At 41.5% G+C, this 23,740-nt stretch carries 37 protein-coding genes and 1 tRNA gene; 23 read left to right on the forward strand and 15 right to left on the reverse strand.

Annotated features, from left to right (window positions below; all coding sequences use genetic code 11):
* Positions 1 to 57 precede the first annotated feature (57 nt).
* A complete protein-coding gene (locus IBX40_02035) occupies positions 58 to 1,161 on the reverse strand; it encodes an inositol-3-phosphate synthase (protein MBE0523104.1) in 1,104 nt (367 codons plus the stop codon).
* Between the two features lie 338 nt (positions 1,162 to 1,499).
* On the opposite strand from IBX40_02035, the gene IBX40_02040 reads away from it, so the two are divergent.
* From IBX40_02040 to IBX40_02125, 18 genes are all read left to right on the forward strand, one after another.
* Complete coding sequence (locus tag IBX40_02040; protein ID MBE0523105.1) at positions 1,500 to 2,090, forward strand: 50S ribosomal protein L15e; 591 nt, start codon at positions 1,500 to 1,502, stop codon at positions 2,088 to 2,090.
* Between the two features lie 54 nt (positions 2,091 to 2,144).
* A complete protein-coding gene (locus IBX40_02045; GenBank protein MBE0523106.1) occupies positions 2,145 to 2,615 on the forward strand; it encodes an exosome subunit in 471 nt (156 codons plus the stop codon).
* Positions 2,602 to 3,315, forward strand: a complete 714-nt coding sequence (locus IBX40_02050; GenBank protein ID MBE0523107.1) for a ribonuclease P protein component 3 — start codon at positions 2,602 to 2,604, stop codon at positions 3,313 to 3,315. The genes IBX40_02045 and IBX40_02050 overlap by 14 nt, the downstream gene beginning before the upstream one ends.
* A complete protein-coding gene (locus IBX40_02055; protein MBE0523108.1) occupies positions 3,312 to 3,866 on the forward strand; it encodes an RNase P in 555 nt (184 codons plus the stop codon). Before IBX40_02050 ends, IBX40_02055 begins: the two co-directional genes overlap by 4 nt.
* A 2-nt stretch (positions 3,867 to 3,868) precedes the next feature.
* Positions 3,869 to 4,648, forward strand: coding sequence for an archaeal proteasome endopeptidase complex subunit alpha (psmA, locus tag IBX40_02060; protein MBE0523109.1), 780 nt, complete (start codon positions 3,869 to 3,871; stop codon positions 4,646 to 4,648).
* Positions 4,649 to 4,681: 33 nt separating this feature from the next.
* Positions 4,682 to 5,377 (forward strand): ribosome assembly factor SBDS, encoded by a 696-nt coding sequence (locus tag IBX40_02065; GenBank protein ID MBE0523110.1) that lies wholly within the window; start codon positions 4,682 to 4,684, stop codon positions 5,375 to 5,377.
* A 31-nt stretch (positions 5,378 to 5,408) separates the two neighbouring features.
* Positions 5,409 to 6,113, forward strand: a complete 705-nt coding sequence (locus IBX40_02070; GenBank protein MBE0523111.1) for an RNA-binding protein — start codon at positions 5,409 to 5,411, stop codon at positions 6,111 to 6,113.
* Positions 6,114 to 6,158: 45 nt separating this feature from the next.
* On the forward strand, positions 6,159 to 7,145 hold the full coding sequence (locus tag IBX40_02075) for an exosome complex exonuclease Rrp41 (GenBank protein MBE0523112.1): 987 nt from the start codon (positions 6,159 to 6,161) through the stop codon (positions 7,143 to 7,145).
* Positions 7,145 to 7,924, forward strand: coding sequence for an exosome complex protein Rrp42 (locus IBX40_02080; protein ID MBE0523113.1), 780 nt, complete (start codon positions 7,145 to 7,147; stop codon positions 7,922 to 7,924). Before IBX40_02075 ends, IBX40_02080 begins: the two co-directional genes overlap by 1 nt.
* A 3-nt stretch (positions 7,925 to 7,927) precedes the next feature.
* Positions 7,928 to 8,326: a 50S ribosomal protein L37ae gene (locus IBX40_02085; GenBank protein ID MBE0523114.1), complete on the forward strand. Its 399-nt coding sequence runs from the start codon at positions 7,928 to 7,930 to the stop codon at positions 8,324 to 8,326.
* A 23-nt stretch (positions 8,327 to 8,349) separates the two neighbouring features.
* Entirely contained in the window at positions 8,350 to 8,487 is a 138-nt protein-coding gene (locus IBX40_02090; protein ID MBE0523115.1) for a DNA-directed RNA polymerase subunit P, read from the forward strand.
* A 103-nt stretch (positions 8,488 to 8,590) separates the two neighbouring features.
* Entirely contained in the window at positions 8,591 to 8,809 is a 219-nt protein-coding gene (locus tag IBX40_02095) for a hypothetical protein (protein MBE0523116.1), read from the forward strand.
* Between the two features lie 51 nt (positions 8,810 to 8,860).
* Positions 8,861 to 9,223 (forward strand): prefoldin subunit beta, encoded by a 363-nt coding sequence (locus IBX40_02100; GenBank protein MBE0523117.1) that lies wholly within the window; start codon positions 8,861 to 8,863, stop codon positions 9,221 to 9,223.
* Positions 9,224 to 9,246: 23 nt separating this feature from the next.
* The gene (locus tag IBX40_02105) at positions 9,247 to 10,221 is read left to right on the forward strand and encodes a DHH family phosphoesterase (GenBank protein MBE0523118.1); all 975 of its coding nucleotides are present in this window, start codon (positions 9,247 to 9,249) and stop codon (positions 10,219 to 10,221) included.
* Positions 10,222 to 10,251: 30 nt separating this feature from the next.
* Complete coding sequence (locus IBX40_02110) at positions 10,252 to 11,301, forward strand: mRNA surveillance protein pelota (GenBank protein MBE0523119.1); 1,050 nt, start codon at positions 10,252 to 10,254, stop codon at positions 11,299 to 11,301.
* A gap of 1 nt (position 11,302) precedes the next feature.
* On the forward strand, positions 11,303 to 11,959 hold the full coding sequence (locus IBX40_02115) for a DUF434 domain-containing protein (GenBank protein MBE0523120.1): 657 nt from the start codon (positions 11,303 to 11,305) through the stop codon (positions 11,957 to 11,959).
* A complete protein-coding gene (locus IBX40_02120) occupies positions 11,956 to 12,828 on the forward strand; it encodes a RimK family alpha-L-glutamate ligase (GenBank protein ID MBE0523121.1) in 873 nt (290 codons plus the stop codon). The genes IBX40_02115 and IBX40_02120 overlap by 4 nt, the downstream gene beginning before the upstream one ends.
* Before the next feature lie 127 nt (positions 12,829 to 12,955).
* Positions 12,956 to 13,040: transfer RNA gene (locus IBX40_02125), tRNA-Ser, on the forward strand.
* 14 nt (positions 13,041 to 13,054) lie between these two features.
* Here IBX40_02125 and IBX40_02130 read toward each other — a convergent pair.
* The 9 genes from IBX40_02130 to IBX40_02170 are packed head-to-tail and all read right to left on the reverse strand — an operon-like array spanning position 13,055 to position 15,796.
* On the reverse strand, positions 13,055 to 13,318 hold the full coding sequence (locus IBX40_02130; GenBank protein MBE0523122.1) for a sulfurtransferase TusB: 264 nt from the start codon (positions 13,316 to 13,318) through the stop codon (positions 13,055 to 13,057).
* A complete protein-coding gene (locus tag IBX40_02135) occupies positions 13,312 to 13,656 on the reverse strand; it encodes a DsrE family protein (protein MBE0523123.1) in 345 nt (114 codons plus the stop codon). The genes IBX40_02130 and IBX40_02135 overlap by 7 nt, the downstream gene beginning before the upstream one ends.
* Positions 13,657 to 13,665: 9 nt before the next feature.
* Positions 13,666 to 13,965, reverse strand: a complete 300-nt coding sequence (locus IBX40_02140; GenBank protein ID MBE0523124.1) for a DsrE family protein — start codon at positions 13,963 to 13,965, stop codon at positions 13,666 to 13,668.
* A 32-nt stretch (positions 13,966 to 13,997) separates the two neighbouring features.
* Positions 13,998 to 14,234, reverse strand: a complete 237-nt coding sequence (locus IBX40_02145) for a sulfurtransferase TusA family protein (protein MBE0523125.1) — start codon at positions 14,232 to 14,234, stop codon at positions 13,998 to 14,000.
* A 12-nt stretch (positions 14,235 to 14,246) separates the two neighbouring features.
* Entirely contained in the window at positions 14,247 to 14,609 is a 363-nt protein-coding gene (locus IBX40_02150; GenBank protein ID MBE0523126.1) for a DsrE family protein, read from the reverse strand.
* Positions 14,610 to 14,626: 17 nt separating this feature from the next.
* Positions 14,627 to 14,998: a DsrE family protein gene (locus IBX40_02155; protein ID MBE0523127.1), complete on the reverse strand. Its 372-nt coding sequence runs from the start codon at positions 14,996 to 14,998 to the stop codon at positions 14,627 to 14,629.
* Between the two features lie 8 nt (positions 14,999 to 15,006).
* Entirely contained in the window at positions 15,007 to 15,333 is a 327-nt protein-coding gene (locus tag IBX40_02160) for a DsrE family protein (protein ID MBE0523128.1), read from the reverse strand.
* 3 nt (positions 15,334 to 15,336) lie between these two features.
* Positions 15,337 to 15,480, reverse strand: a complete 144-nt coding sequence (locus IBX40_02165) for a hypothetical protein (protein MBE0523129.1) — start codon at positions 15,478 to 15,480, stop codon at positions 15,337 to 15,339.
* A gap of 40 nt (positions 15,481 to 15,520) precedes the next feature.
* Positions 15,521 to 15,796 (reverse strand): MoaD family protein, encoded by a 276-nt coding sequence (locus IBX40_02170; protein MBE0523130.1) that lies wholly within the window; start codon positions 15,794 to 15,796, stop codon positions 15,521 to 15,523.
* A 60-nt stretch (positions 15,797 to 15,856) separates the two neighbouring features.
* On the opposite strand from IBX40_02170, the gene IBX40_02175 reads away from it, so the two are divergent.
* The 3 genes from IBX40_02175 (at position 15,857) to IBX40_02185 (ending at position 16,829) form a co-directional block, all read left to right on the forward strand.
* The gene (locus tag IBX40_02175; protein ID MBE0523131.1) at positions 15,857 to 16,075 is read left to right on the forward strand and encodes a hypothetical protein; all 219 of its coding nucleotides are present in this window, start codon (positions 15,857 to 15,859) and stop codon (positions 16,073 to 16,075) included.
* 80 nt (positions 16,076 to 16,155) lie between these two features.
* On the forward strand, positions 16,156 to 16,476 hold the full coding sequence (locus IBX40_02180; GenBank protein ID MBE0523132.1) for a DUF2111 domain-containing protein: 321 nt from the start codon (positions 16,156 to 16,158) through the stop codon (positions 16,474 to 16,476).
* A gap of 23 nt (positions 16,477 to 16,499) precedes the next feature.
* Positions 16,500 to 16,829, forward strand: coding sequence for a DUF2111 domain-containing protein (locus IBX40_02185; GenBank protein MBE0523133.1), 330 nt, complete (start codon positions 16,500 to 16,502; stop codon positions 16,827 to 16,829).
* Between the two features lie 3 nt (positions 16,830 to 16,832).
* Here the strand turns inward: IBX40_02185 and IBX40_02190 are convergent, their stop codons facing one another.
* The 4 genes from IBX40_02190 to IBX40_02205 all read right to left on the reverse strand — a co-directional run bounded on the left by IBX40_02190 (position 16,833) and on the right by IBX40_02205 (position 20,556).
* Positions 16,833 to 17,090, reverse strand: a complete 258-nt coding sequence (locus tag IBX40_02190; protein MBE0523134.1) for a hypothetical protein — start codon at positions 17,088 to 17,090, stop codon at positions 16,833 to 16,835.
* An 80-nt stretch (positions 17,091 to 17,170) separates the two neighbouring features.
* On the reverse strand, positions 17,171 to 18,547 hold the full coding sequence (locus IBX40_02195; protein ID MBE0523135.1) for a mannose-1-phosphate guanylyltransferase/mannose-6-phosphate isomerase: 1,377 nt from the start codon (positions 18,545 to 18,547) through the stop codon (positions 17,171 to 17,173).
* A gap of 60 nt (positions 18,548 to 18,607) precedes the next feature.
* Positions 18,608 to 19,534: an SDR family oxidoreductase gene (locus tag IBX40_02200; GenBank protein MBE0523136.1), complete on the reverse strand. Its 927-nt coding sequence runs from the start codon at positions 19,532 to 19,534 to the stop codon at positions 18,608 to 18,610.
* 11 nt (positions 19,535 to 19,545) lie between these two features.
* Positions 19,546 to 20,556, reverse strand: coding sequence for an NTP transferase domain-containing protein (locus IBX40_02205; protein ID MBE0523137.1), 1,011 nt, complete (start codon positions 20,554 to 20,556; stop codon positions 19,546 to 19,548).
* 158 nt (positions 20,557 to 20,714) lie between these two features.
* Here IBX40_02205 and IBX40_02210 point away from each other — a divergent pair, with 158 nt between their 5' ends.
* Together IBX40_02210 and rimI are read left to right on the forward strand one after the other, a co-directional pair.
* On the forward strand, positions 20,715 to 21,866 hold the full coding sequence (locus IBX40_02210; protein ID MBE0523138.1) for a hypothetical protein: 1,152 nt from the start codon (positions 20,715 to 20,717) through the stop codon (positions 21,864 to 21,866).
* A 17-nt stretch (positions 21,867 to 21,883) separates the two neighbouring features.
* Positions 21,884 to 22,318: a ribosomal protein S18-alanine N-acetyltransferase gene (gene rimI, locus IBX40_02215; GenBank protein ID MBE0523139.1), complete on the forward strand. Its 435-nt coding sequence runs from the start codon at positions 21,884 to 21,886 to the stop codon at positions 22,316 to 22,318.
* A gap of 72 nt (positions 22,319 to 22,390) precedes the next feature.
* Here rimI and thrC read toward each other — a convergent pair whose 3' ends face one another.
* Positions 22,391 to 23,551, reverse strand: a complete 1,161-nt coding sequence (gene thrC, locus IBX40_02220) for a threonine synthase (GenBank protein ID MBE0523140.1) — start codon at positions 23,549 to 23,551, stop codon at positions 22,391 to 22,393.
* Positions 23,552 to 23,740 lie beyond the last annotated feature (189 nt).

The raw sequence follows: 23,740 nt of genomic DNA on the forward strand, positions 1-23,740 counted from the left end.
TCGTCCAACAATTTTATAAAAATATTAAAAGCCTTGAAAAAAATATAGTAAAAAGTTTTAATCCTCACGTTTTCCAGCAATGAATTCTTCTGTTAAACGATAAGCTTCATCATCTGTGAACTGTTTAGGAGGATGTTTCATAAAATAAGCCGATGGAGAGAACAGCACTCCGCTAATACCTCTATTAAGAGCCAGTTTACAACATCGTATTGCATTGATGACTACCCCGGCAGAGTTGGGAGAATCTTCTACAGATAACCGCAGTTCAAGGTTCATTTCAACATCTCCAAACAACTTGCCTTCTATTCTCAGGTAGCAGATCTTATTATCCTTTTGCCAGGGAACATAATCGCTGGGTCCTATGTGGATATTTTCATCATCAAGCCTTGTGGCAATTACTGACTGGACAGATTCGGTCTTGGATGTCTTTTTCGAAACAAGCCTGCTTCTGTTTAGCATGTTAAGAAAATCCGTATTTCCACCGGTATTTAACTGATAAGTTCGTTCGATCTTAACCCCCCTTTTTTCAAATAGATCGGCCAGTGTCCTGTGGGTAATAGTGGCTCCTAATTGGGCCTTGATATCATCTCCGATTATGGGTAAACCCTTTTCTTTGAACCTTTGTGCCCATGTAGGGTCACTGGCAATAAACACGGGCATATTATTAATAAAACCAACATTGGCATCAAGAGCACACTCAGCATAGAACCGTACAGCCTCTTCCGAACCTACTGGTAAATAATTTAATAGTATTTCCACACCCGAATCTGCCAATATTTTTACAATGTCTTCTTTAGATAATTCTTTTTCGTCAGCTTTGACAAAAGAGTGTTTCTCATCGTAATCATTCATGTGCTCTGAAAAACCATCAAGTATTTGTCCCATATTTACTTTGACATTTGACTTAGGTATATTATCACAAAACACTGTTGTGCAGTTAGGTAATGCAAAAATAGCCTCTGAAACATCCTTTCCCACCTTTCTTTTATCAATATCGAAAGCAGCTACAACATCAATATTATAAGGTTTGTACCCATCAATGTCCCAGTGCATCAGTCCAGAAGCATCGTTCTGATTCTTGCTCCTGTAATATTCGATACCTTGGATCAATGAACTGGCGCAATTTCCGATCCCTACAATTGCGATTTTAATGTTTTGCATGAACAATTACCTCTAATCCCGAGGATATTCTATGAGTTTTTAGTTCTTTAAATAAATTACGTAATTTAAGTAATAATAAATTTTATTATTCAATACATTGCAGGATAATATAAAATGAGTGTATTTAGTTGCCAATAATTGTGCTTAAACATTATACGACTGATCAATGATTAACGTTAAATTTCAATTTTTTTCTATCCCCAAACTTTATTACCCATCAAAGTATCATTACACGTTCATTAAATGCCAGTTTCATAGGTGGGATAAGTCCCGCAGGAATGTGGCCCCTAAGGGGTTGAACCGTGAAACTTGGAAACACTATTAGGAGACAACGAAACATGGCAAAATCAATGTATGGTCATATTAGGGATGCCTGGAAAGATCCAGACAAAACCTATGTTCATGAACTCAGATGGCACAGACTCCAGGAATGGAGACGGGAATCTGCTGTCCAGAGGATAGATAAACCCACACGGCTGGACCGTGCCCGCAGTCTTGGTTACAAAGCCAAACAGGGCATCGTACTGGCAAGAGCAAGTGTCAGGCGTGGAAGTGCCCGGAAATCCCGGTATATAAGAGGACGCAGGACCAAGCGTATGGGCATGCGCAAGATCACAAGGGGCAAGAGCATCCAGCGCATAGCTGAAGAAAGGACTGCACGCCGGTTTCCTAACCTTCTGATATTAAATTCATACTGGGTAGCCGAAGATGGAAAGCGCAAATGGTACGAGGTAATTATGGTAGACCCAAGCCACCCTGTCATAAAAAGCGATCCAAATCTGAACTGGGTATGCAATCCTAATCAAAAAGGTCGTGTATTCAGGGGCAAGACCAGTGCTGGTACCAAAGGAAGGGGCCAGCGAAAGCGGGGTAATGGTACTGAAAAGACCCGACCTAGTATCAGATCTCATGGTAATCTAGGAAAGTGAGAACACCAGTTCTCACCCCACTATTTTTTTATTTTAGGCATATAAGCTGGTAGCATGTTCCATCATATCTATTTGCGTACAAGCTCTCAAGCTACTGAAGACACGGAAAAGGTCCGCTCTGCTCTTAGACTATTTTTCCCTCAAAGGGATGATGCTGGAAATGATGAACCCGACATTATCCATGAAAGTATCATGTCAGGTCACTACGGGAATTTAATTACAATCCTGGAAGCAGAAATTGTAAAGAAAAAGGACGGCAAGTATGTAATAGACCTGATTAAGCAGCACCTTGATCCTGAGGAATTATCCAGAATTGTCACAGAACTTCCACTGCGGATTGATGAAGAGTGTAACCTTTATTTAAGGTTCGATAAACAAGAAGCTTATAAGGGTAATTTGAAAATGGCACAGATATCTGATGCTATTCTCCTTCGAATAAAATTAAAGGCTTATCCGGCAAAACAGGAAAAAGCAATATATGTGGCAAAGGAATTATTTAGTGAGGTGAATTGTGGGCATAATTAAAAGTTCAAAATTTTATGATCTAAACGTCCACTCTCAACCTGATTTCGCTGATTCCCCAAACAGGATGGTACTAGAAGCAAAAAAGCTGGGGTACTCTGGTATTTGTTTAAGTTCAATAAATCCAGGTAACGTAATTTTGTCGCCAGATATTCCCACACATCTTACTAAAAATTTTGACGTTTATACCGGGATTGAAATTAAAGAGGATAATGTTTCTAAAATGAAAAAAAATGCGGGCAAATTAAGAGAAAAAGCTGATATAATCATTGTTTTTGGCGGCTCTGAGGAGGTAAATCGTGCTGCGCTTGAGGAGGGGAGGGTAGATATTCTGTCCCACTCCGCTTCCAGAGGATCTCCTTTGAACCATATTCTGGCAAAAGCAGCATCTTATAATGGTGTAGCACTAGATTTCAATCCCGATGCTATTATAATGCAAAGGGGTGGCAGTAGGATCAAGATACTCTCAGCACTGAGAAAGAATGTTCAATTGGCTAGAAAATATGATGTCCCCATGATTATAACAAGCAATGCAAAATCTCACTATGACCTGCGAGGACCCAGGGAAATGATGGCATTGGGTATGATAATGGGTATGACTCAAAATGAAGCATTACAGGCACTTTCATCAGTCCCCCAGGCAGTTATCAAACGAAATCTGGACCATAACAGGATTATGGATGGAGTAGAGGTGCTCGAATGAAGATCTTGCCTCCAACCCTCCGGGAATCTAAGAGATATATGGCATTTTCCCTGGTAGCTGAAGATACTATTACAAGGAAGGACTTTATCAATGAGGTCCTGTATTCGGCTGCCACGCTATTTGGAGACATGGGCAGCAGCGAACTGGGACTTCGCCTTCTTTCATTTGAAAACAACAAAGGTATTATCAAGTGTACGGCAGACCGGGTATGGGAATCAAGGGCAGTACTGGCTTGTGTTTCATCCATAAGAGGTGCCCGCGTTAGGATAAGCATACTGGGTATATCGGGTACGGTCCTGGGAGCAACAGAAAAGTATTTACTAACTCAAAACAAAACTGTTGCCGAACCAGATAGGGAAAAAAACATAAAATCAAAAGAATGTAAGATAGTATTTGACAAAAATATTGTTTTTGGCAGTATCGTTAACAAGAATAATGACGAAATTGATTTATTGTCAGAAGACCCAAAATATAAGAAGATATTAGACCGTTCAAATACCAAATATCTTGGTATAACGGTTTTTGATTTGGAGAATAAGGAGATTGATTGATTATGCAGATGGCACCTCAAATGGGATATGATAGGGCAATTACAGTTTTCAGCCCTGACGGGAGATTGTTTCAGGTAGAATATGCAAGGGAAGCAGTGAAAAGGGGTACTACAGCTGTAGGGGTAAAAGCAGTAGATGGTGTAGTATTACTAGTTGATAAACGCGTGACCAGCAAACTGCTGGTAGCAGAGTCCATTGAAAAGATATTCCAGCTTGATGACCATATGGGTGCGGCAACTTCAGGTCTTGTTGCTGACGCCAGGGCCCTGATCGACAGGGCAAGGGTTGAAGCCCAGATTAATAAAGTATCATATGACGAACCGATTGGAGTAGAAGTACTTGCCAAGAAGATATGTGATTTCAAACAGACTTATACCCAATATGGAGGCGTCAGGCCATTCGGAACTGCTCTGTTAATTGCTGGTGTTGAAGATAGCGAAGCAAGATTATTCGAGACAGATCCTAGTGGCGCTCTACTTGAATATAATGCTACAGGGATTGGTGCGGGCCGTGCCGAGGTAATGGAAGTCTTCGAAGAGAAATATCATAATGATATCAAATTGGAAGAAGCAATAATACTTGGTCTGGAAGCCCTGCATAATACCACGGAAGGCAGGTTCGATGCAGCTACCATTGAGGTGGGTTTGGTAGAACTTGAACCAAAATTATTCAAAAAACTGAGCCCGGAAGAAGTGGCCATTTACGTACAGGTTGTACTGGATTCTAAATCTTCAGAACAAGAATCCGAAAAAGAAGAAAGTAGTGAAGAGACACCTGAATAATCTCTTCAAATAAATTTTTCCGTTGTGTTGAACATGGTCACGTTAGATGATGCAGTAATTGCAAGGTTAAAAAAAGGGGGTAAACAATTCGAAGTATATGTTGACCCTGAAGGAGCATTTTCCCTTAAAAGAGGAGATGATATCGATATAGAAAATATCCTGGCTGCTGAAGAAGTATTTGAAAATGCCAGTAGAGGGGATCGTCCTGCAGAAGAGGATATTGACAGCACTTTTGAGACAAAAGATATCTATGAAATTGCAAAACATATAATTTTGCACGGTGAGATCCACCTGACAACAGAGCAGCGAAAGAGAATATTGGATGAGAAAAAGCGAAAAATAATCAGTTTTATTGCTGCAAATGCTATTAATCCTCAAACAAAGACACCCCACCCTCCTGCCCGGATAGAGCACGCAATGGAAGAAGCAGGTGTGCATATAGACCCCATTAAAAGCGTTGATGAGCAGGTAAATATCGTAATGAAAGCGATCAGACCTGTGATACCTATCCGTTTTGAAGAAGTGAATATCGCTGTCAAGATCAGTAAAGAGTATGCTCCAAAAGCATATGGGTCGATAGCAAAATTTGGCACCTTAAAAAAAGAAGAATGGCAAAACGATGGTTCGTGGATCGGTGTGATCACTATCCCGGCAGGGTTGCAGGATGACTTTTTCGGTCTGGCCAACAGCCTTACCAAAGGAAGTGCTGAACTCAAAATTTTAAAATGAAATTATTATCAAGATCATGGTAGAGGTAAAAATGGATAAACGAATCGTAATCCCGGGCGATTTTCTTTCAGATGATGTCAAAAAGGCGGGTGAAGGTACTTTTATTCAGGAAGGTAAAGTGTACGCGAACCTGTATGGACTTGTCAATGAGAAGAACAAGATCAGGGTAGTCCCAATATCAGGGAAATATTTTCCTTCTGCAGGCGATTTGATCATTGCCACAGTGAGCGAGATCACATTTTCAAACTGGATCATGGATATAAAAGCACCTTACGAGGGCTTGCTTCATATATCAGAGTACCCAAGACGAATTGAGTCAGATGAAATGATGAAATACCTGAACGTGGGCGATTCAGTCCTCGTGATGGTAAAAGAGGTGTCACCTTCCATGAAGATCGAACTTACTATGAGAGACAGCAGGTTAAAACGTATCATCAATGGCAGGCTTATAGAAGTTACACCTTCAAAGGTACCAAGGATCATAGGCAGGGGAGGTTCTATGATTAGCATGTTGAAAAATGCAACTAAGTGCAATATTTTCGTAGGACAAAATGGGGTAATATGGATCACGGGTAAGGAAAGGGGTGTGGATAAGGCTATAGAGACCATAACTCTGATAGAAACACAAGCCCACACGAACGGACTTACCGATCGGATCAGCAAGTTCTTGAAAGGAAATGAGACGAGTGAAGTTGATCAGGAAAGTCCAGATATTTTAAACGAGCTTCTGGACTGAAGAATTGTTATAGAGTGGAACGAGAAGAAAGAGAGGAATTGAAAAATGAACGATAAACCAGAAAAGTTCATAGATGATAATGGTCTTCGTCTTGACGGCAGAAAGGCGAACCAGATCAGAGACATAAAAATTGAAGTGGGAGTGCTCAGCCGGGCTGACGGTTCATGTTATCTTGAAATGGGTAACAATAAGGTAATTGCAGCAGTTTACGGGCCAAGAGAAGTTCATCCCAGGCATCAGCAGAAATCTACCAAGGCAATAGTCCGATACAAATATAATATGGCTTCCTTTTCAGTGGAAGATCGAAAACGTCCCGGACCGGATCGCAGAAGCATAGAGGTTTCAAAAGTTAGCAGGGAAGCCCTTGAAGATATGGTTTTTACTGAATATTTCCCAAAATCTGCTATTGATATTTTTGTAGAGGTTCTGCAAGCAGATGCAGGGACAAGAACTGCAGCAATAAACGCTGCTTCAGTAGCCTTAGCAGATGCAGGTATTCCAATGAGGGGACTTGTCAGTGCATGTGCTGTGGGAAAAGTGGATGAAACATTAGTGTTGGACCTGAATAAGGATGAGGATAATTATGGTCAGGCAGATATGCCTATAGCCATGACCCCTGATGGAAAGATCACTTTACTGCAAATGGACGGCAATTTGACCCTGGAACAGTTTAAAGAAGCTCTGGAAATGGCTCAGGAAGGATGCAGACAGGTATATGAGTTCCAGAGAGAAGCACTTCTGGATTATTATGCCAAAAAGGAAGAGATAGAAGAGATAGCAGTTGTTGAGGAAGCACCTGAAGAAGTAATTGAAGAATCAGTGGCTGAAGCGGTTGAAGTTGAAGGGGTAAAAGCTGCAGATGCTAAAGAAGCCGAATCAGATAAAGAGATCGAAGAGGACGTTGAAGAAGAATCAACCCAAACCTCAGAGACTTCTGACACCTCTGAAGAGGAAACCACTGAAACCGAAGAACCAGAAGAGGAAGACGAGAGTATTATTGATGAATCTGACAAGAAGGAGGAGGCATTTTAATGAATCAGGAAATTGTTTCAATAATTCAGAAAGATCACCTATATAATCTTATGCTCAGGGGCGAGCGCCTGGATGGTCGTGGTTTTGAAGAGACCAGGGAGATCAAGATGGAGACTGGTCTTATTAATAAAGCAGAAGGTTCTGCCCGTGTAGAACTTGGTGACACCAAGATAATCGCAGGTGTGAAGATACAACCTGGAACTCCTTTCCCTGACACTCCGGATAAAGGTGTTATAATTACCAGTTTGGAACTGATCCCGCTAGCTTCCCCGGAATTTGAATCAGGACCACCGAGGGAAGGTGCCATTGAACTTGCAAGGGTCGTAGACCGGGGGGTCAGAGAATCAGGCGCAATTGATTTAAGCAAGTTGTGTATTAAAGAGGGGGAGAAAGTCTGGATGATCTTCATTGATGTCCATGTGCTTGATGCCGGCGGCAATATTATGGATGCAGCAGCATTGGGTGCAATAGCAGCTCTGCTAACAGCTAAAATTCCTGGTAAGCGCTATGGAGAAGGTGAAGATATACCATTACCGATTAGAGATATACCCATATCAGTAACAGCAGTCGATATAGCAGGTGGGATTGTATTTGATCCATCCCTTGAAGAGGAAAGAGCTGCAAATTGCACGTTAACTGTAATAACAAATCAGAAAGGTGCAATTTCAGGTATGCAAAAAAGCGGTAATGGTTCATTGACCACAGATCAGATTAATCATATAGTGGAAGTCGCCGCCAAAAAGGCGCAGGAAATAAGAGAAAAATTCCTGGAGATTTAAGAAATGGCAAAAAAATTTACCCGTAAAGGACGTAAGACCCGTTCCGCTGGTAGGTTTGGTGTACGTTACGGCACAAAAAACCGCAAGCTGGTTGCAGATATTGAAGAACGTATGAGACAGGGATATAAATGTCCCGAGTGTGGGATTATTGCAATTCGTCGTACCGATACTGGTATTTGGAGCTGTAAGAAATGTAACCATACTTTCTCAGGTGGCACATATGTACCCCGGACATCAGTTGGTTTGGTAGCTACCCGTTCTTTGAAGAAAGCTATGGAAACAGATGTATTTGATAAATATGAAGAGTTGGTCCCTGAAGCTGAAATTGAAGAGACACTGGCAGTATCCGAAGACGTTGTTTCTGAAATAGAATCTGATTCAGATATAACTGAACCTTTGTAAGGACTAAGCAGGTGATTTGAAATATGGTATACATTTGTACCAGGTGCAAACATTCTGTCGAGATAGATTATGAAGTGATGGGTATCAGGTGTCCTTATTGCGGGCACCGGATATTGATGAAGCAAAGACCCACGCTTATTAAAAGGGTAGATGCAGTTTAAGAAAATCAAGGAGATATAAGAATAAATCAATATTCTTATAGATGCCATTATCAGGTGCAACTATTAAGGGAGGTGGATCACTCTGGAAGTCTTTTCAGAATTCATTTTTGATCTGGATAAGGACGTACAGGTGGTATATCAGTCCCTGTTGCCTGAATTGGGTGGGGATCATTCACGTATCTACTCAGAACTTTCAATTGATGGAAGTTGTCTTGTTCTAAAGATACGATCAGATGACCTGGTTTCAATGAGGGCTGGCCTGAATGGTTGGTTGCGACTTATAAAGATAGCAGGAGAAATGGCAGCGGTAATAGAAAATTAAAAGTACTATGTTGCCGTGATGGAATTCAAATTAAACTATTGGTGAATAATAATGAGCGGAGAATTACCCCCACAGGTCCAGAACCAGATAGCACAACTGCAGCAGGTGCAGCAGCAAGCTCAGGCTCTGGCAAAACAAAAGAATCAGTTGGAGATCATGATCAAAGAATCTGATATGGCTCTTGATGAGCTTGAAAAGATCGATAATGATGTGCCCGTTTTTAAAAATGTTGGCACTTTTTTGATAAAAGCTGATAAGGACAAAACTGTAGAGGATCTGAAGGAAAAGAAGGAAACACTTGACTTACGACTTCAGACAATAAAAAGACAGGAAGAACGTATCCAGAAGCGGTTCACTCAATTACAGGAACAACTAAAGACATCTGTTGGCTCTCCAGGCTTGCATGCTGAGTAATCTCATTAGAGGGCACAAGGGCCATGGAAGTCGACGAGTTCGGTTTTTATAACCGGCTCCTGGATTATACTAATATTCTTTTTCTCTGCCACCGTAATGCTGACCCGGATGCAGTAGGCAGTGCATATACATTAGCGGAGGCCATAGGTGGAGTGGTGGGGGTCGTTGACGGGTGCAACCGGGTGGCCAACATGATCGTAAAATCACTAGATATTACTGTGATTGAAAATCCTGACCCTAAAAACTATGATTTTACTGTGATCGTGGATACCAGTACAAAGGCCCAATTAGCAGGAGTGGAATTATCTGAATATGCAGTTGTGGACCATCATTCCACATGTTCCCTAAAGAATGATGCAAAGTTCTATATCCACAAGAATGCCAGTTCCACAGCCGAGATCGTATTTGACATTCTTCAGTGTATGGAGGCACCGATCATGCGAAAACCTGCTATAGCCCTTATTACAGGTATAATCACAGATACAGGTAATTTCAAATATGCATCACCCAAATCATTCAGGACAATGGCCCAGATAATCGAATCCAGTGGAGTGAATTATGGTGAAGTGGTAGACATCCTGGCATCCACACCACAGGATATCAGCATGAGGATCGCCACCCTGAAAGCTGCTATGCGAGCCAATATCCACAGGGTCGGAGAATTTATCATTGTTACCAGTATCATCAGTTCTTTTGGCGGGGCTGCAGCAGGTGTATTGACACATATAGGTGCTGACGTGGCATTTGTGGGTGCCGCCGATAAGGACGATCTGATCAGGATAAGCGGCAGGGCAAGGCGCAATGCCATTGATGCGGGGATCAACCTGGGCAAGATATTAGAAGAGGTCAGCGGTAATTTTAACGGTACGGGCGGCGGTCATGATGGTGCAGCAGGGCTTGATGTGAATGGCGGAGAAGTCAATGATATACTTCAGAAGTGTGTGGACATTTCTATCAGGGTTCTAGAAGAAAAAACAGATAATTCAAATAGTAATTGACATAAGTCTCCACGACCTTATAAGTTTCAGATGAGAATCAGTAAAAGAACACTCAAGGGCAGAGAAGGTGAGATCGCCCTGACACCTGAGACTCTTGACGACCTCTGGCATTTGAAATATATTATTGAGCCCGGAGATCTTGTATTTGCACTGACAAAACGCAGGGTAGAAGGGGCTACCGATAAACTGCGGCCTGAGAAGATTGAAAAAAAACCGATGCGTCTGGGAGTACGCATAGAAAGCCTGGAATTTCATAAATTCTCGAACCGCTTGCGTCTGCACGGGGTGATCGAGAGCGGCCAGGATGTAGGAGCATACCACACCCTGAATATTGAGGAAAGCACCAACCTGTCCGTGATCAAGACCTGGAAGAATGACCAGCTTGAGCGCATAAAGGAGGCCGAAGCAGCTGCAAAACGACCCCGGGTGGTGATCCTGACCATTGAGGAAGGGGAAACTTCAATCGGACTGGTACGCCATTATGGGGTGGAGGAATATTCCACTGTTAAAATGGGATCCGGCAAAGGAGAAACAAGCTCAAGGGAGGACTTCTTCAATTCAGTTATAAAGCAGCTGAGCCAGGCCGCAAGCGGCACCGAAGCAGTGATCGTGGCAGGCCCGGGGTTTACTAAGGACGATTTCATGAAACATCTGGAAACAAAAAATCCTGAACTGGCTGTGCGGTCCAGGACCGAGGATACTGTTTCCATTGGCATTTCCGGGTTCCAGGAGGTATTGCGCCGGGGTGCAGTGGACAGGATCGTGGAAGAATCAAGGATATCAAAGGAAGCCAGGCTGATCGAAGAATTGATGGCCATGATTGCCACAAATGGAGCGGGCGTATATGGCTGGGATGATGTGAAGCGAGCCAGGGATATGGGAGCTGTGGAGTCACTTCTCATAACAGATGAGCTGCTTAGAGAAGGTCGTGAGAAGGGGCATGATATCGATGCTTTTCTCTTGAGTATCGAGCATAGCAGGGGAAAGGTTGTGGTCTTCAGTACTGAGTTTGAGCCAGGACACAGGTTGCACAACCTTGGCGGTATAGCTGCCCTGCTAAGGTTCAATCTGGAATATTGATATGCTCAATCTGGAAGCTGCTGTCAGTGAAATCCGTTATCTTCTTGAGAGAGGTTATCCCAAGCAGAGTGCCATCACGTATGTCTGCAATCATCACATGTTGGATCTGGAGATCAGGCATGTTTTTACAAGGGTTCTGTACCCGCAGAGCACTATCACCAGCCGCAGGGCAAAAACAGTGGGCTGCGGTGATATTGATAATAATGAGGTCTGGATAGACGGGTATAATATCCTTATCGGGGTGGAATCTGCCGTACGAGGGGACTCTGTTTATCTATGCGATGACGGGTTTTTAAGGGATACCAGGGGCGTGTTCAGGAATTTTCACTCCTCGGATGATACTGAACAGGCACTCCATGAGCTATTAAGTGTGTTAGCTTTACATAATCCTGAAAGGGTTGAAATAGTATTTGACAGCCAGATAAGCAAGAGTAGAGAGATGGTCCGCCAGGTAGATAAGAAAATGAAAGATATGGGAATTTCAGGATGTGCCAGGACATCGAAACATACGGACTTTGACCTTAAGAAGTGCAATAAGATGGTAGCTACTTCGGATGGTGGGATTATTGATGTGGTTGAGCATGTTGTCAATCTTCAATCCTGTATAATGGAACAATTAAAGATCAAGCCCATTAACATTAAAGGACTGATACCATGAAACGCATAGGAATTGCAGTGACGGAATCCCGGGATTGGACCGCACATGCTATATATAGTGCCGTAACCGAGACCGGCAATAATCCCTTCATGTTCAGGCTTCATGATGTCAGTACAGAACTGGTGGCAGATATTCACATCACCACAGGGGACCTTGACCTGGAAACACTGGATGCGGTCATTGTACGGGATGTGGGTGGTGGGGGTGGTGAAGATATGTCCTACCGGTTTGATGTGCTGTGTAACCTGGAAAGGTCGGGTGTGTTGATAGTAAATCCTCCTGAGGCCATTCAGGTATCAGCCAATAAACACATGGCATCATATCTATTTAATAAGCATAATCTTCCCACACCTGAAACAATGATAACAGCAGATATTAACGAGGCATTTATAGCTATTAGAAAATGGGGTAGAGCAGTAGTAAAACCTATTTTTGGATTTAAGGGGCAGGATATTCATTGTTCAAAGGATAATGACAGAACCAGGAAAGTACTGCAAAATGCTCTTGATAAACGGGGAGTTTTGTATCTGCAGCAGTATATTCCAAATCCGGGTAGGGATATCAGGGCATTTGTGGTGGACGACCATGTGGCAGGAGCCATCTACAGGGCTGCACCTTCAGGTTCATGGATAAGCAATCTGTCAAGGGGCGGGACTCCTGAACCCTGTACCGTGACCTCTGAGATTGGAGAACTGGCTTGCGGTGCTGCACAAGTAGTGGGTGCAGTATATGCCGGAGTGGACATGGTAGAGGGGCCTGATGGATTGAGCATTTTAGAGGTAAATGGCACGCCTTCCGCGAGGGGTATATTTGAAGCATGTGGTGTGGATGTGACCAGAGAGATAGTGCAAGTTGTAAGTAAATTATAACTACTTTATAAATAATGTCGATGGGCAAATAAATCCAGACTTTATACTACAGTATTCAAGTACTACTGAAATTACAAAAAGAGAAAAGTGTTAAATATTGAAAATACAATGTAGATGCCGCCAAGGTGACGAGATAGCCAAGCCTGGTATGGCGCAGGATTGCTAATCCTGTGGTCGTTCCGACCTCGGGGGTTCGAATCCCCCTCTCGTCGTTTATCAAACTTTTTCACCAGCAAATTACTTTTTCAGAATTAAATATCAGATCAACGATCTCATCATAATCAAGCAATTTTATCCAGGTCTTAATCCCCCTTGCAACCACGTCTGTTTTTGAAGCATATATGATTACATCCAGATCCAACTTATCGCAATCAATCACCCCGTCCTGCATCAGAAGTACCGATATACTCCCAAATTTAAGCTGCTCTCGAATGATGTCAAGTGCAATATCATCACCATGACGTTTGATGATATGTAGAATTCCTACCATGGTATTACCACATCACTTTCGGCCAGTATCCGTGCAATCTCATTCTTATCAACGGTCTCAATGCCATCCCGTAGATCTGTATTGTATTTCGTAATGGCACCCTGCTCTGCCAGGCGCCTGATATTTATCATACTGAAGGTTTCAAATTCCGGTTCAAGGTCAGGTGCATCAATGATGGCTGGTTGGATATTCCCGGCACTAACCACTCCCGGACCTAAGAATATCACAGTAACCTCATTGTCCTCCAGTGTCGCACCCACGCACATCCTGAGGCTTTCCTTGTTCCTGATTGTCCTGAACGGTGCATGCCTTATGATCACTGCAATATTCTTTTTCATTTCAATCACCTAAAACGTCAGAAACCTGTCACTACAATTGGCAAGTGCAGCCAAATCATACTGGCTGCCCCACAGCACAGCTTCAACCCTGTCAAGCCCCCGCTGGGAGGCGTTATGAGCACACATTGAAAGGGAAACACCACTCTTTTCCAGATCCAGCAAAGGCTGGTGCAAAATATTATACACACCATCTGCCATCATGAAAATGCTAACTTCATGACCTTTCTGCCTGGATGCCTTGCTGATCTCAATAACGCTGTGCGTATTCTGATGCGATGGGGGTGTGGTCAGCAGTATTCCTAATTTCATATTTATCATACTGCTTTGTTATATTAAAAGAGTTATGTCTTTTCAACGAAGATGATGTATTCTCCGTCCTGCTGTTCAACTGCAAGTAGTTTATTACCGCTTTTTTTTGACCACTGGTCAATATTCTGGGGCGCAACCGGATCATCAGCGATCACCTTAAGTATTTCACCTGGCGCTAAGCTATCTACCTGTTTTTTTGTCCTGACAAGTGGATAGGGGCAGCATTCCCCCCTTACATCCAGCTCGAAATCAGCTACAATATCTGTCACAATCCTCACCTATTACAATACCAGTGTAACATCACTTTCCAGTATCCTATCGGTCAGCTCGCTGATGGTAGTCTTCTTGATACCTTCAATTATCTCCGTATCAGTGATACCTCTGATATCAAGGTCCCTATCCAGGGCATAAATCTCAAAAAGTTCCAGGTTATTCTTTATCTCATTCTCCAGAGGCGGGACATGCTTGCCCCATGTTGCCTCGTCGCCGTAACCAGTCTGCTGGCCTTTGACCACTGCGTGAACTGCACCACTGACAAACGTGATACTAGCTTCATTGTCTGCTGCAGACTGGGTGGCTGCCAGGGGAATGGCCCCGAACACTTCTTCTTTGCCGTATGGAGGTTGTGTTACTATTATATTCACTTTCTTACTTATCTTTATCACCCCAACAAAATAGTCTTATCAGACTCGGCTATCCATTCAGCCAGATCATAAAGCCCGCCTATGACCACACCTTCAGTCTGGGTATCGGTTACACCGCGACTGTCAGTGCACTTAATGCAGGCGATAGCATCTGCTTTTGGCTTTTTCAGTCCTTTCTTTAATACATCAGCAAATAACTTTTCCACTGCCGGGTACTCTTTTGGTACCTGACCTTTGTTCCCTATCAATGTGGAATCCAGGTAGTTAAAGAAATTCAATGTTATGCCTTTTTCTTTTGCAGCATGGGCAAGTCTCAGCAGTGTAAAAGGTGCCTCGTCGCCGTATGGGCCCCGTACAGATACTATGGTAAGTTGTTTTCCTTCTGTCATATTCACCTCTAGAACCAGGCTGTCCTGTCGTAATCTTGTACAATGAAATCCAGCAGGGTCCCGATCTCCTTGATCTCAACGCCGTTTATAAGCTTGTCATGGATGCCCCTGGACATTACACTCTTATCGTCTGCGAACACCCTGACGCCACGATGCTGGATGGCGGCCAGTTTCTGACCGTACTCGTGATTCCTGGCAGCTGTAACACCGTCCTCAATCAGGTACAGGGATACATCAGCTCCTTTAGTCTTTGCCTCATTGGCAATATCGATCACCAGATCCGGTATCTCGGTGGTGAACGGGTCCTTACTCAATACTAATAGCAATTTCGTCATTTTTTACCTCGTTTGAGATTGTATTTTTTTTTTACTGTCCCTGAGATCCCTGCAGAGTTTCTGGTTCTTGAGCTGGGCGATCTTTTTCACATCAAAGATGGTTTGTGGATTGCTTGCAGCATATGGCCCTGCAGCCTTTATACTCACATTCCCACGTTTTCAGAAATCTTAATCATACTTAAGCTCTTTATCCTCCGCTCACTGCGGGCAGTAAGGATATCTCGTCGCTGTCTGTGACAGCAGTCTCCAGACCCGACTCATGCCTGATATCCTCGCCGTTTACATAGACGTTAACGAACCTGCGTATTTCTCCATTTTCAAATATCCTATTCTCAAATTCCTCACCGAACTTGCTTATAAGTTCATCGAATACACCCTTTACAGTGGTATCTCCCAGATCCAGTGTGGTTTCCCGGGTCCCTGTGACGCTGTTCAATGCCGATGAGAATCGTACTTTTACCATTTATTTTACACCTCAATTTTTCATAACTATTATCATTTACGTTACTACTAATTGTTCATATTGTTTCTCGAACTCACCAAAGTTAGGTTTGATGGCTTGTGGCATCCTGGTGTGTTTGATCAGGGTCTCCTGGTCCTTAAGGCCGTTACCTGTAACATAGATAACTGTGCGCTCATCTGTGTGATCTTGCCCAGTTCGATGGTGGCAGGGATGAATATGTATGTGGGCAGGACTGCCTTGGCTGCATGGGCTGCCACTAACGACAAATGGGTATATTAGAAGTTAGATATAATAGATAAGAATTTATACGAGCAATTTATTAACATTTATTGGAGTGAAAGACAATGGATTCTCTTAGTATAAAGATTACACCTAATTCAACAAGCAAAGAGATCGCGCCAATAGCACTTGCCATCAATGAGATGGTAGCAGGACTTCCGGTCACGATGCGTGCATTGAACAAACGTGGTGTAAGGATCGAAAAGGGGAAAGTAATGGATTATGATTATTCAGGGCCTATACTTGAAATGGCTCTTGAGACAAATTCAACAATTAAAACTGTTCCAAAGACTGGTACCTACAAAGGTATTCCAATAGTTGTAAGCACCATTAAGAATAAAATGGGCAACGCGGTTGCTGCAATCGGGGTTGTAGATGTTGTTCAAAGCCTGGAACTATAAAGTTCAGTTCGGAGGGAAAGATAATGGAATATCCTGATTTAATGGTTACAGCCGATTCAACCAGTAAAGATATTGCACCAATTGCGTTGGCCATTCATGAAGCAATAATAGGGCTTCCAATCACCATGCGGACGCTGAATAAACGCGGTGTAAGGATCGAAAATGGAAAAGTGGTAGATAATGATTATTCCGGACCAGTACTTGAAATGGCTCTTGAGACAAACTCAACAATTCGAACCATTCCAAAGACAGGTGCTTATAATGGCACTCCTGTAACAGTGACCACTATAAAGGATGAAGATGGCAATCCCATCGCTGCAATCGGGGTTGTGGATGTTATTCACGGTTTGTGATTTTTAAACCTTCACATTGTTTATCACTGACCAAGATCGGTCTGCTTTTAGTCGTTGGGAAATCACTTTTAATCCCTCACCTTTTGAGTTTACTGGCGGCTGCTTATGAGAACAGATATCAGTGGACTGTGTACACCTTTGCCCGAAGATACACCCACTCATTGAATGAGACATTTTTGAGGGGGGAGATCCCCTCACACCTGCAAGGTCTTTAGTACGCTCCATCATTGGAAATGAACGCACAAGGGCACGGGTACCCACTCAATGTTGGGGAGATCCTCATTTTCTAATATTACTGAAAAAGGGTGACATCTTGCTTCTGTCATCAATTAAATGTATATTCACACCCTCCCATACATATCATCAAACCTCACAATATCATCCTCACCTACATACTCACCCAACTGCACCTCAATAATCTCCAGAGCATCAACACCCGGATTAAACAACCTGTGCTTCACACCAGCACTAATAAATGTACTCTCCCCCTCCCCTAAACACCTTTGCTCCCCATCCACCTGCACGCATGCCCTGCCTTTCACAACCACCCAGTGTTCGCTCCTGTGAGCATGAAGCTGCAAACTCAACCTTTTTTTGGGCATCACCCTGATATTCTTGATCTTATACTTCTCTGAACTCTCAAGAACAGTATAACTTCCCCATGGCCTGTATGCAGTCTGGTGAATATCTGCCCGTTCATCGCCTTGTTCTTTCAAGCGGGATACAACATCCTTGACTTTCTGGCTGCTGCTTCTCGGACATACCAGTAAAGCGTCCCTGGTATCAACCACCACCATATCATCTACATCTATCAACGAAACAGCCTTATTCTTTAATGAAAATATAAGATTCCTTTTTGAATCAATTGAAGCGTCAACACAATTATAGACAACATTGTCGTGTTCATTCTTATCGAACTCAACAAACATTGCTTCAAAATTCCCTAGGTCGCTCCACTTATTATCAAGTTTAACAACTGCCACTCGACTTGATATTTCCATAAGGCCGTAATCTACTGATACAGTAGGGATGTCGAGATATATATCTTCAACATTCCTGTTTGAATTATAGAACTCATTCCACAAGCCAGGTGCATGTAATTGAAGTTCTGTTCGGAATAGTTCAGTGCCAAATAAGAACATACCACTGTTCCACAGATAGCCACTCTTAACATACATCTCTGCATCTTCCGGACCGGGTTTCTCCTTGAACTCAGATACTTCAAATCCCACATCAAGTGCAGACCCGGTTTTGATATAGCCATAACCGGTATGTGGAGATTCCGGTACAATTCCGAATGTCACAAGATACTTATCTGTCAACCTTTCTGCAACAGCTATTGTCTGCATTGCCTCTATGTCCAGAATGTGGTCTGAAGAGAATACACCCACAACAGACCTGCCGTATTTCTTTTCAATCTCACACATAGCCAAACAGATGGCCGGAAGCGTGTTTTTTCCATTTGGCTCAAGAAGGACATTCTCTTTAAAAAGTTCTAATTCAAGCTCCTCTATCTGGCCGTACACGAAAAACTTCTGTCTTTCACTGGTTACAACAAATATTTCAGAAATATCTGATAATGTAAGACACCGAAGCAGAGTATCCTGGAATAATGATTTGCCTGAAAATTTTAAAAACTGCTTTGGATATAGCTCTCTGCTTAAAGGCCACAAACGGGTGCCTGAGCCTCCAGCAAGTATTACGGATTTTATTTTCATATCTCCTTGAAGTTAAGTAAAAATTATTAATATATTCATTATTAAATTTATATACTTAAGTTATTTAGTATTTCCAAAATACTTCAACGTCACTCTCAACCCTTCCTCTAACCCCACCTCAGGCTCCCACCCTAAGACTTCCTTAGCCCTTTCAATATCCGGCCTCCGAACCTTAGGATCATCTACAGGTAATCCCTTAAACACAATCTTCGAATCTCTTCCGGTAATCTCAATAACCCTCTCGGCAAACTCCAGCACAGTCATCTCCTCAGGATTCCCTATATTTACAGGCTCCACAAATTCCGACATCATCAAACGATAAATCCCATCAATTAAATCAGACACATAACAGAAGCTCCTGGTCTGCTTCCCATCCCCATATACAGTAATATCCTCTCCATTCAACGCCTGGTTAATAAAATTCGGCACCACCCTACCATCATCTGCCCGCATCCTGGGCCCGTATGTATTAAATATCCGCACGATCCGCGTATCAACAACATGAAAACGATGATATGCCATCGTGATCGCCTCAGCATATCGCTTTGCCTCATCATACACCCCACGAGGGCCGATAGGATTCACATTACCCCAGTAGGTCTCAGGCTGCGGATTAACAAGCGGGTCCCCGTAAACCTCTGAAGTGGAAGCCAGCAGAAAACGTGCCCCCTGCTCCTTGGCAAGCCCCAGCATATTATAGGTTCCAAGAGCTCCCACTTTGAGCGTCTGGATCGGCAGGTCAAGATAATCGATGGGAGATGCAGGGCTTGCCAGATGGAAAATATAATCGATCTTATCACCGAAATAAATCGGTTTTGTAATATCATGTTTCAGGTATGTGAATTTATTCGATTTAACATGTTCAATGTTCCTGGTATTTCCTGTCACAAGATTATCAATACAAATTACATCGTGACCTTTATCTAACAAAAGATCACAAAGATGTGAACCTAAAAACCCAGCACCACCAGTTACTATTGATTTCATGTCATCCATTCCTAAAATTCAATTGAAGATGAATCTCCGATATTAAGTGAATTATATTTACCAATAATGTTTGCATCATCACCTATAATTGAAGACTGTAGATTTACCGTTTTTAAATGTGCTCGAGCCCCGATAACACTATTTGAAATGATTGAATTTTTAATTATCGTATCATTTGCAATAGATGCATATGGCCCTATAACAGATTTTGAAATTTTAACATTTTCTCCGATTGCGACTGGTTGCATTATTACAGAATCCAAGATGTCGTTTTTATTATTCAACGTTGCATTTTCATCCAATAGCACTCGATTTGTTTCCAACAAAGAATTTGCATGTCCACAATCATACCAGCTTGAAACAGTGAAAGTCTTGAATTTTCCTCCACGTTTAATCATCTCCTGCAGAGCATCTGTTAATTGATATTCACCTCTGGTTTTAATATTATTATCTAAAATCCGATTAAGCATATCAAATAGTTTTTCAGTATCCTGTATAAAATAAACACCGGCAATCCCAAGATTTGAGGTAGGATGCTCTGGTTTTTCCTCAAGGTTTTTTACGCATGATGTTTCAGATTCTAATTCAACGATACCATACTTTTCCGGTTCATCTACTTCCTTTACCCCAATAGAACCTGAACATTGTCCATTATTCTTATGTTGTTCATAAAAATCCAGATAACCGGATTTAAAGATCATATCCCCAAGTGCAATCATAATATCAGAATCGCCAACAAATTCCCGGGTCAAATAGATAGAATGCCCAAGGCCTAGCCTTTCAGTCTGGTCAACATATCGTAAATTGAAAATATCCTTATAATGTTTATCTACATAAGATATTAACAATTCTTTTCGATATCCAACTACTAGAATAATCTCACATGGTTCGAGGTCGATCATCCTATCAAGAATATGCCCGATTATCGGTTTGCCTGCAATATAGACCATTGGTTTTGGCTTAGTATGTGTATGTGGAAACAGGCGGGTTCCTGTTCCGGCAGCGGGAATGATTACTTTCATATTCAAGAGATTGATAAATTCAATATTTGAACCTAAAGTTAATCTAAATGTATAAATAATCGATGGAATGTTTGAAATAATGAATATCATTTCATAATTGACAAGCAGCAACGTTTTTAAACTATTAAAGTTACATAAAAATATTGAGTGAGGTTTCGATGACCTTTGTTTTACAAGATTCGACAGAAATGCCAATCCAAAAAAACTTCATTGATGATTTGAATGTTTTTTTAGATATAATTGAGAAGATCCTTCCAATTGAAAATAAGTCAATTGAATTAAATACCAAAATTCGAAAAGAAGAACTCAGTTATTTAGAAGAAACATCAATGATGGAAAATTATTCATCAGAACTTACGAACTCTTTAAATGATATCTCAAAAAAGTATGCATTAGAATCTATTGGAAAATGTAGAGACATATTAATTGAGAAGAATGCGACTTGTATTGAAAAAAAAAAAGATCAATTGAAAACCAGTTTAGACGATCTTACACGCAGATCGAAAGAAGAAGTGATGGAAAAAGCAGAACAGATTCGTTCAGAACTTGAGCCATTTTTATGGTTAAGGGTTTATAGTGCAAATAAAACTCATTTGATCACTTTAACATCAGAAGGTGTAAATGGTTCAATCAAAATGAATATCAATGGATTTTCTTATACGTATAATACCAAATACTCAGATACAAAAATACCTCTAAAAAAATTCATAGATGAGATGTTTATACCAATTTGGTCAAAAAGTGGTCTGATACATAAAGAAGATAAAATAAAAAATGTTGATATTTCTGAATTCTTTATTAAAAGAATCTATAACGGAGATGACTTTCAGCTGGATCTTGAGAATAAAAAAGGTACTAGAAAATTCAATATTACTATTCCTGGCGATATCAATAATGCAACATTGATGTACATTAAAGAAGAAGAAGAAGCTACAGACATTACATCAGATGAAGATTTGCAGTCTCGTTTAGATTTTAACAAATTGGGAATACTTGTTAGGAAAATTGAAGAATATATTGATAATGATAATAACATTTTTTCTAAAACTCTTACTAATGTACAAATCGATGAAAAAGATGCAATTGTAAATAATGAAATATTTGATTGCATTAAAATTATTGCTTCTCAGTATGGAGAGATCATCAAGGAAATATTGTCCCATGGTTTTACTAAAAACGAGATTGTTATTAAAGAGATCAAGGACGATGACACTCGAAAAGAGATATTCATAAAAGTAAGCGAGATCTCTAATAGACTATCAGCCCTGGGTGGGGATGGATTAGAACTGAAAGACCTGTTAAACCTTTAGCATCAAGGTGTAATAATTTGTTCTTTATTAAACCATTTCAGCCAGAATATTTTCAAGAAGTCATATCTATTGAACAGGAGATATTCAAAGAACACGATCCTTATACCTACATGGAATTATATGAAAGCGTCTCAGATGGATTTCTAGTAGCTATAGACCAAAAAAAATTAATCGGTTTTGTGGTGGGTTTTTTATCGATCCCTGGAAAGGGGAGGATCTTTACCATTGCAGTGTTGCCAAAATACCAGAACAAGGGAATAGGTACTAATCTATTAACGAACATGTGTTCTGTATTGAAAAAAAAAGGAGCAAAAGAGGTCGGATTGGAGGTCCGGATGAGTAATTTTTCGGCCCAGCAGTTCTATTTGAAGCGGGATTTCATTCCGGTTTGGGTGGAGAATGGATATTATAGCGATGGAGAAAATGCATTAGTATTGAAAAAAGAACTATAATTATCTTAAATCTTATATTCTGGTCGTAACAATAATTGAATTTACCAAAAATAAATCATCTGAAATCTCATTTTATTCAATACCATACATATCTTTCAGACCGTGCCCTGTACCCATGCACACTACTGTCTTACCGTTCAACTTTTCAGATATTTTCCTTGCCCCTGCATAAGCTACTGCACCACTGGGCTCCACAAAAATCCCATGCCTGCCAAGAAAATCCCTGGCTTTTATTACTTCATTATCAGATACACTTACACCCATACCTTTAGTCTCCCTGATAGCTCTCAGTGCTCCGAGACCTTCTATTGGATCTCCGCATGCAATAGCTGTTGCCACGGTCTGTGGGTTGTCAACAGGTACAATATCCCTGGCACCCGATTCCCAGGCATCTACCACAGGTTTGCATTCATCCACCTGAACACCTATTATGGTTGGTTTATGCTCGATAATACCCACCTCAAACATATCCTTAAATGCTTCAAATATCCCCCAGATCAATGTGCCGTTGCCAATAGGGGCGATCACAATATCAGGGATGTGCCAGTATAATTGGTCAGCTATCTCGAAGCCTATAGTCTTTGTACCTTCACTTCTCCATGGATAATCCCCAGTCAAAAACGAGTCCGGGTGGTTGAGCACATATTCTTCGGCCAGGTTCATTGCTACAGCATAGTCGCCCTTTACATATTGCATCTCGGCTCCATAGGCCTTGATCTGCTTTATCTTGGCTGACCCTACAATATTGGGAACGAACACTGTACAATCAAGACCTGCATAGGCTGCATAAGCCGCTATTGAGGCTCCCATATTGCCTGTTGAGGCTACTACCACCTGTTTTTTTTCGTTCTCAAGGGCTTTTGTAATTTCGAGAGACGACCCCCTATCCTTAAATGAACCAGTGGGGTTCATGGCTTCGTATTTTATTAACAACCTTTTGCATCCGATCTCATCAGTCAACGATTGGTTTTCGAGCAGTGGGGTTCCTCCCTCGTTCATAGTGATGATTTTGGAGAGGTCGCGCACAGGTAAGAAAGGCCAGTATTTCCAGTGGGTTGGAGTTCCTCTTTTGAATGAATCAGTAAGAAGAGATTTCTTTATTGATTTATAATCATATTCAGCATCCAGTCCGGAGTTGCAGTTTGAGCACCTGGGAATGGGTTTGTTCTCGATCTCTTCAGGGAGATGATGTCTGTTGCATTTGAAACACCTGAAACCAGTAACATAAACCATTTTTTCCATCCTTGATTTTTCAGTTATCCTTTGATGTGGATTTTAGCTTGATATATTTATGAGCTGGCTTCATTTTACATTTTGCAGGATCTTGTTGCTCCATAAGTAATTTTTCCAGCTCTTCGTCTGTGAGTTCCTTCTTTTTTTGCATTGTGGAAATTATAGTCTAATAGTATTTAAATTTCGTTT

The sequence above is a fragment of the Methanosarcinales archaeon genome (genome assembly GCA_014859725.1).
Classification (GTDB): domain Archaea; phylum Halobacteriota; class Methanosarcinia; order Methanosarcinales; family Methanocomedenaceae; genus Kmv04.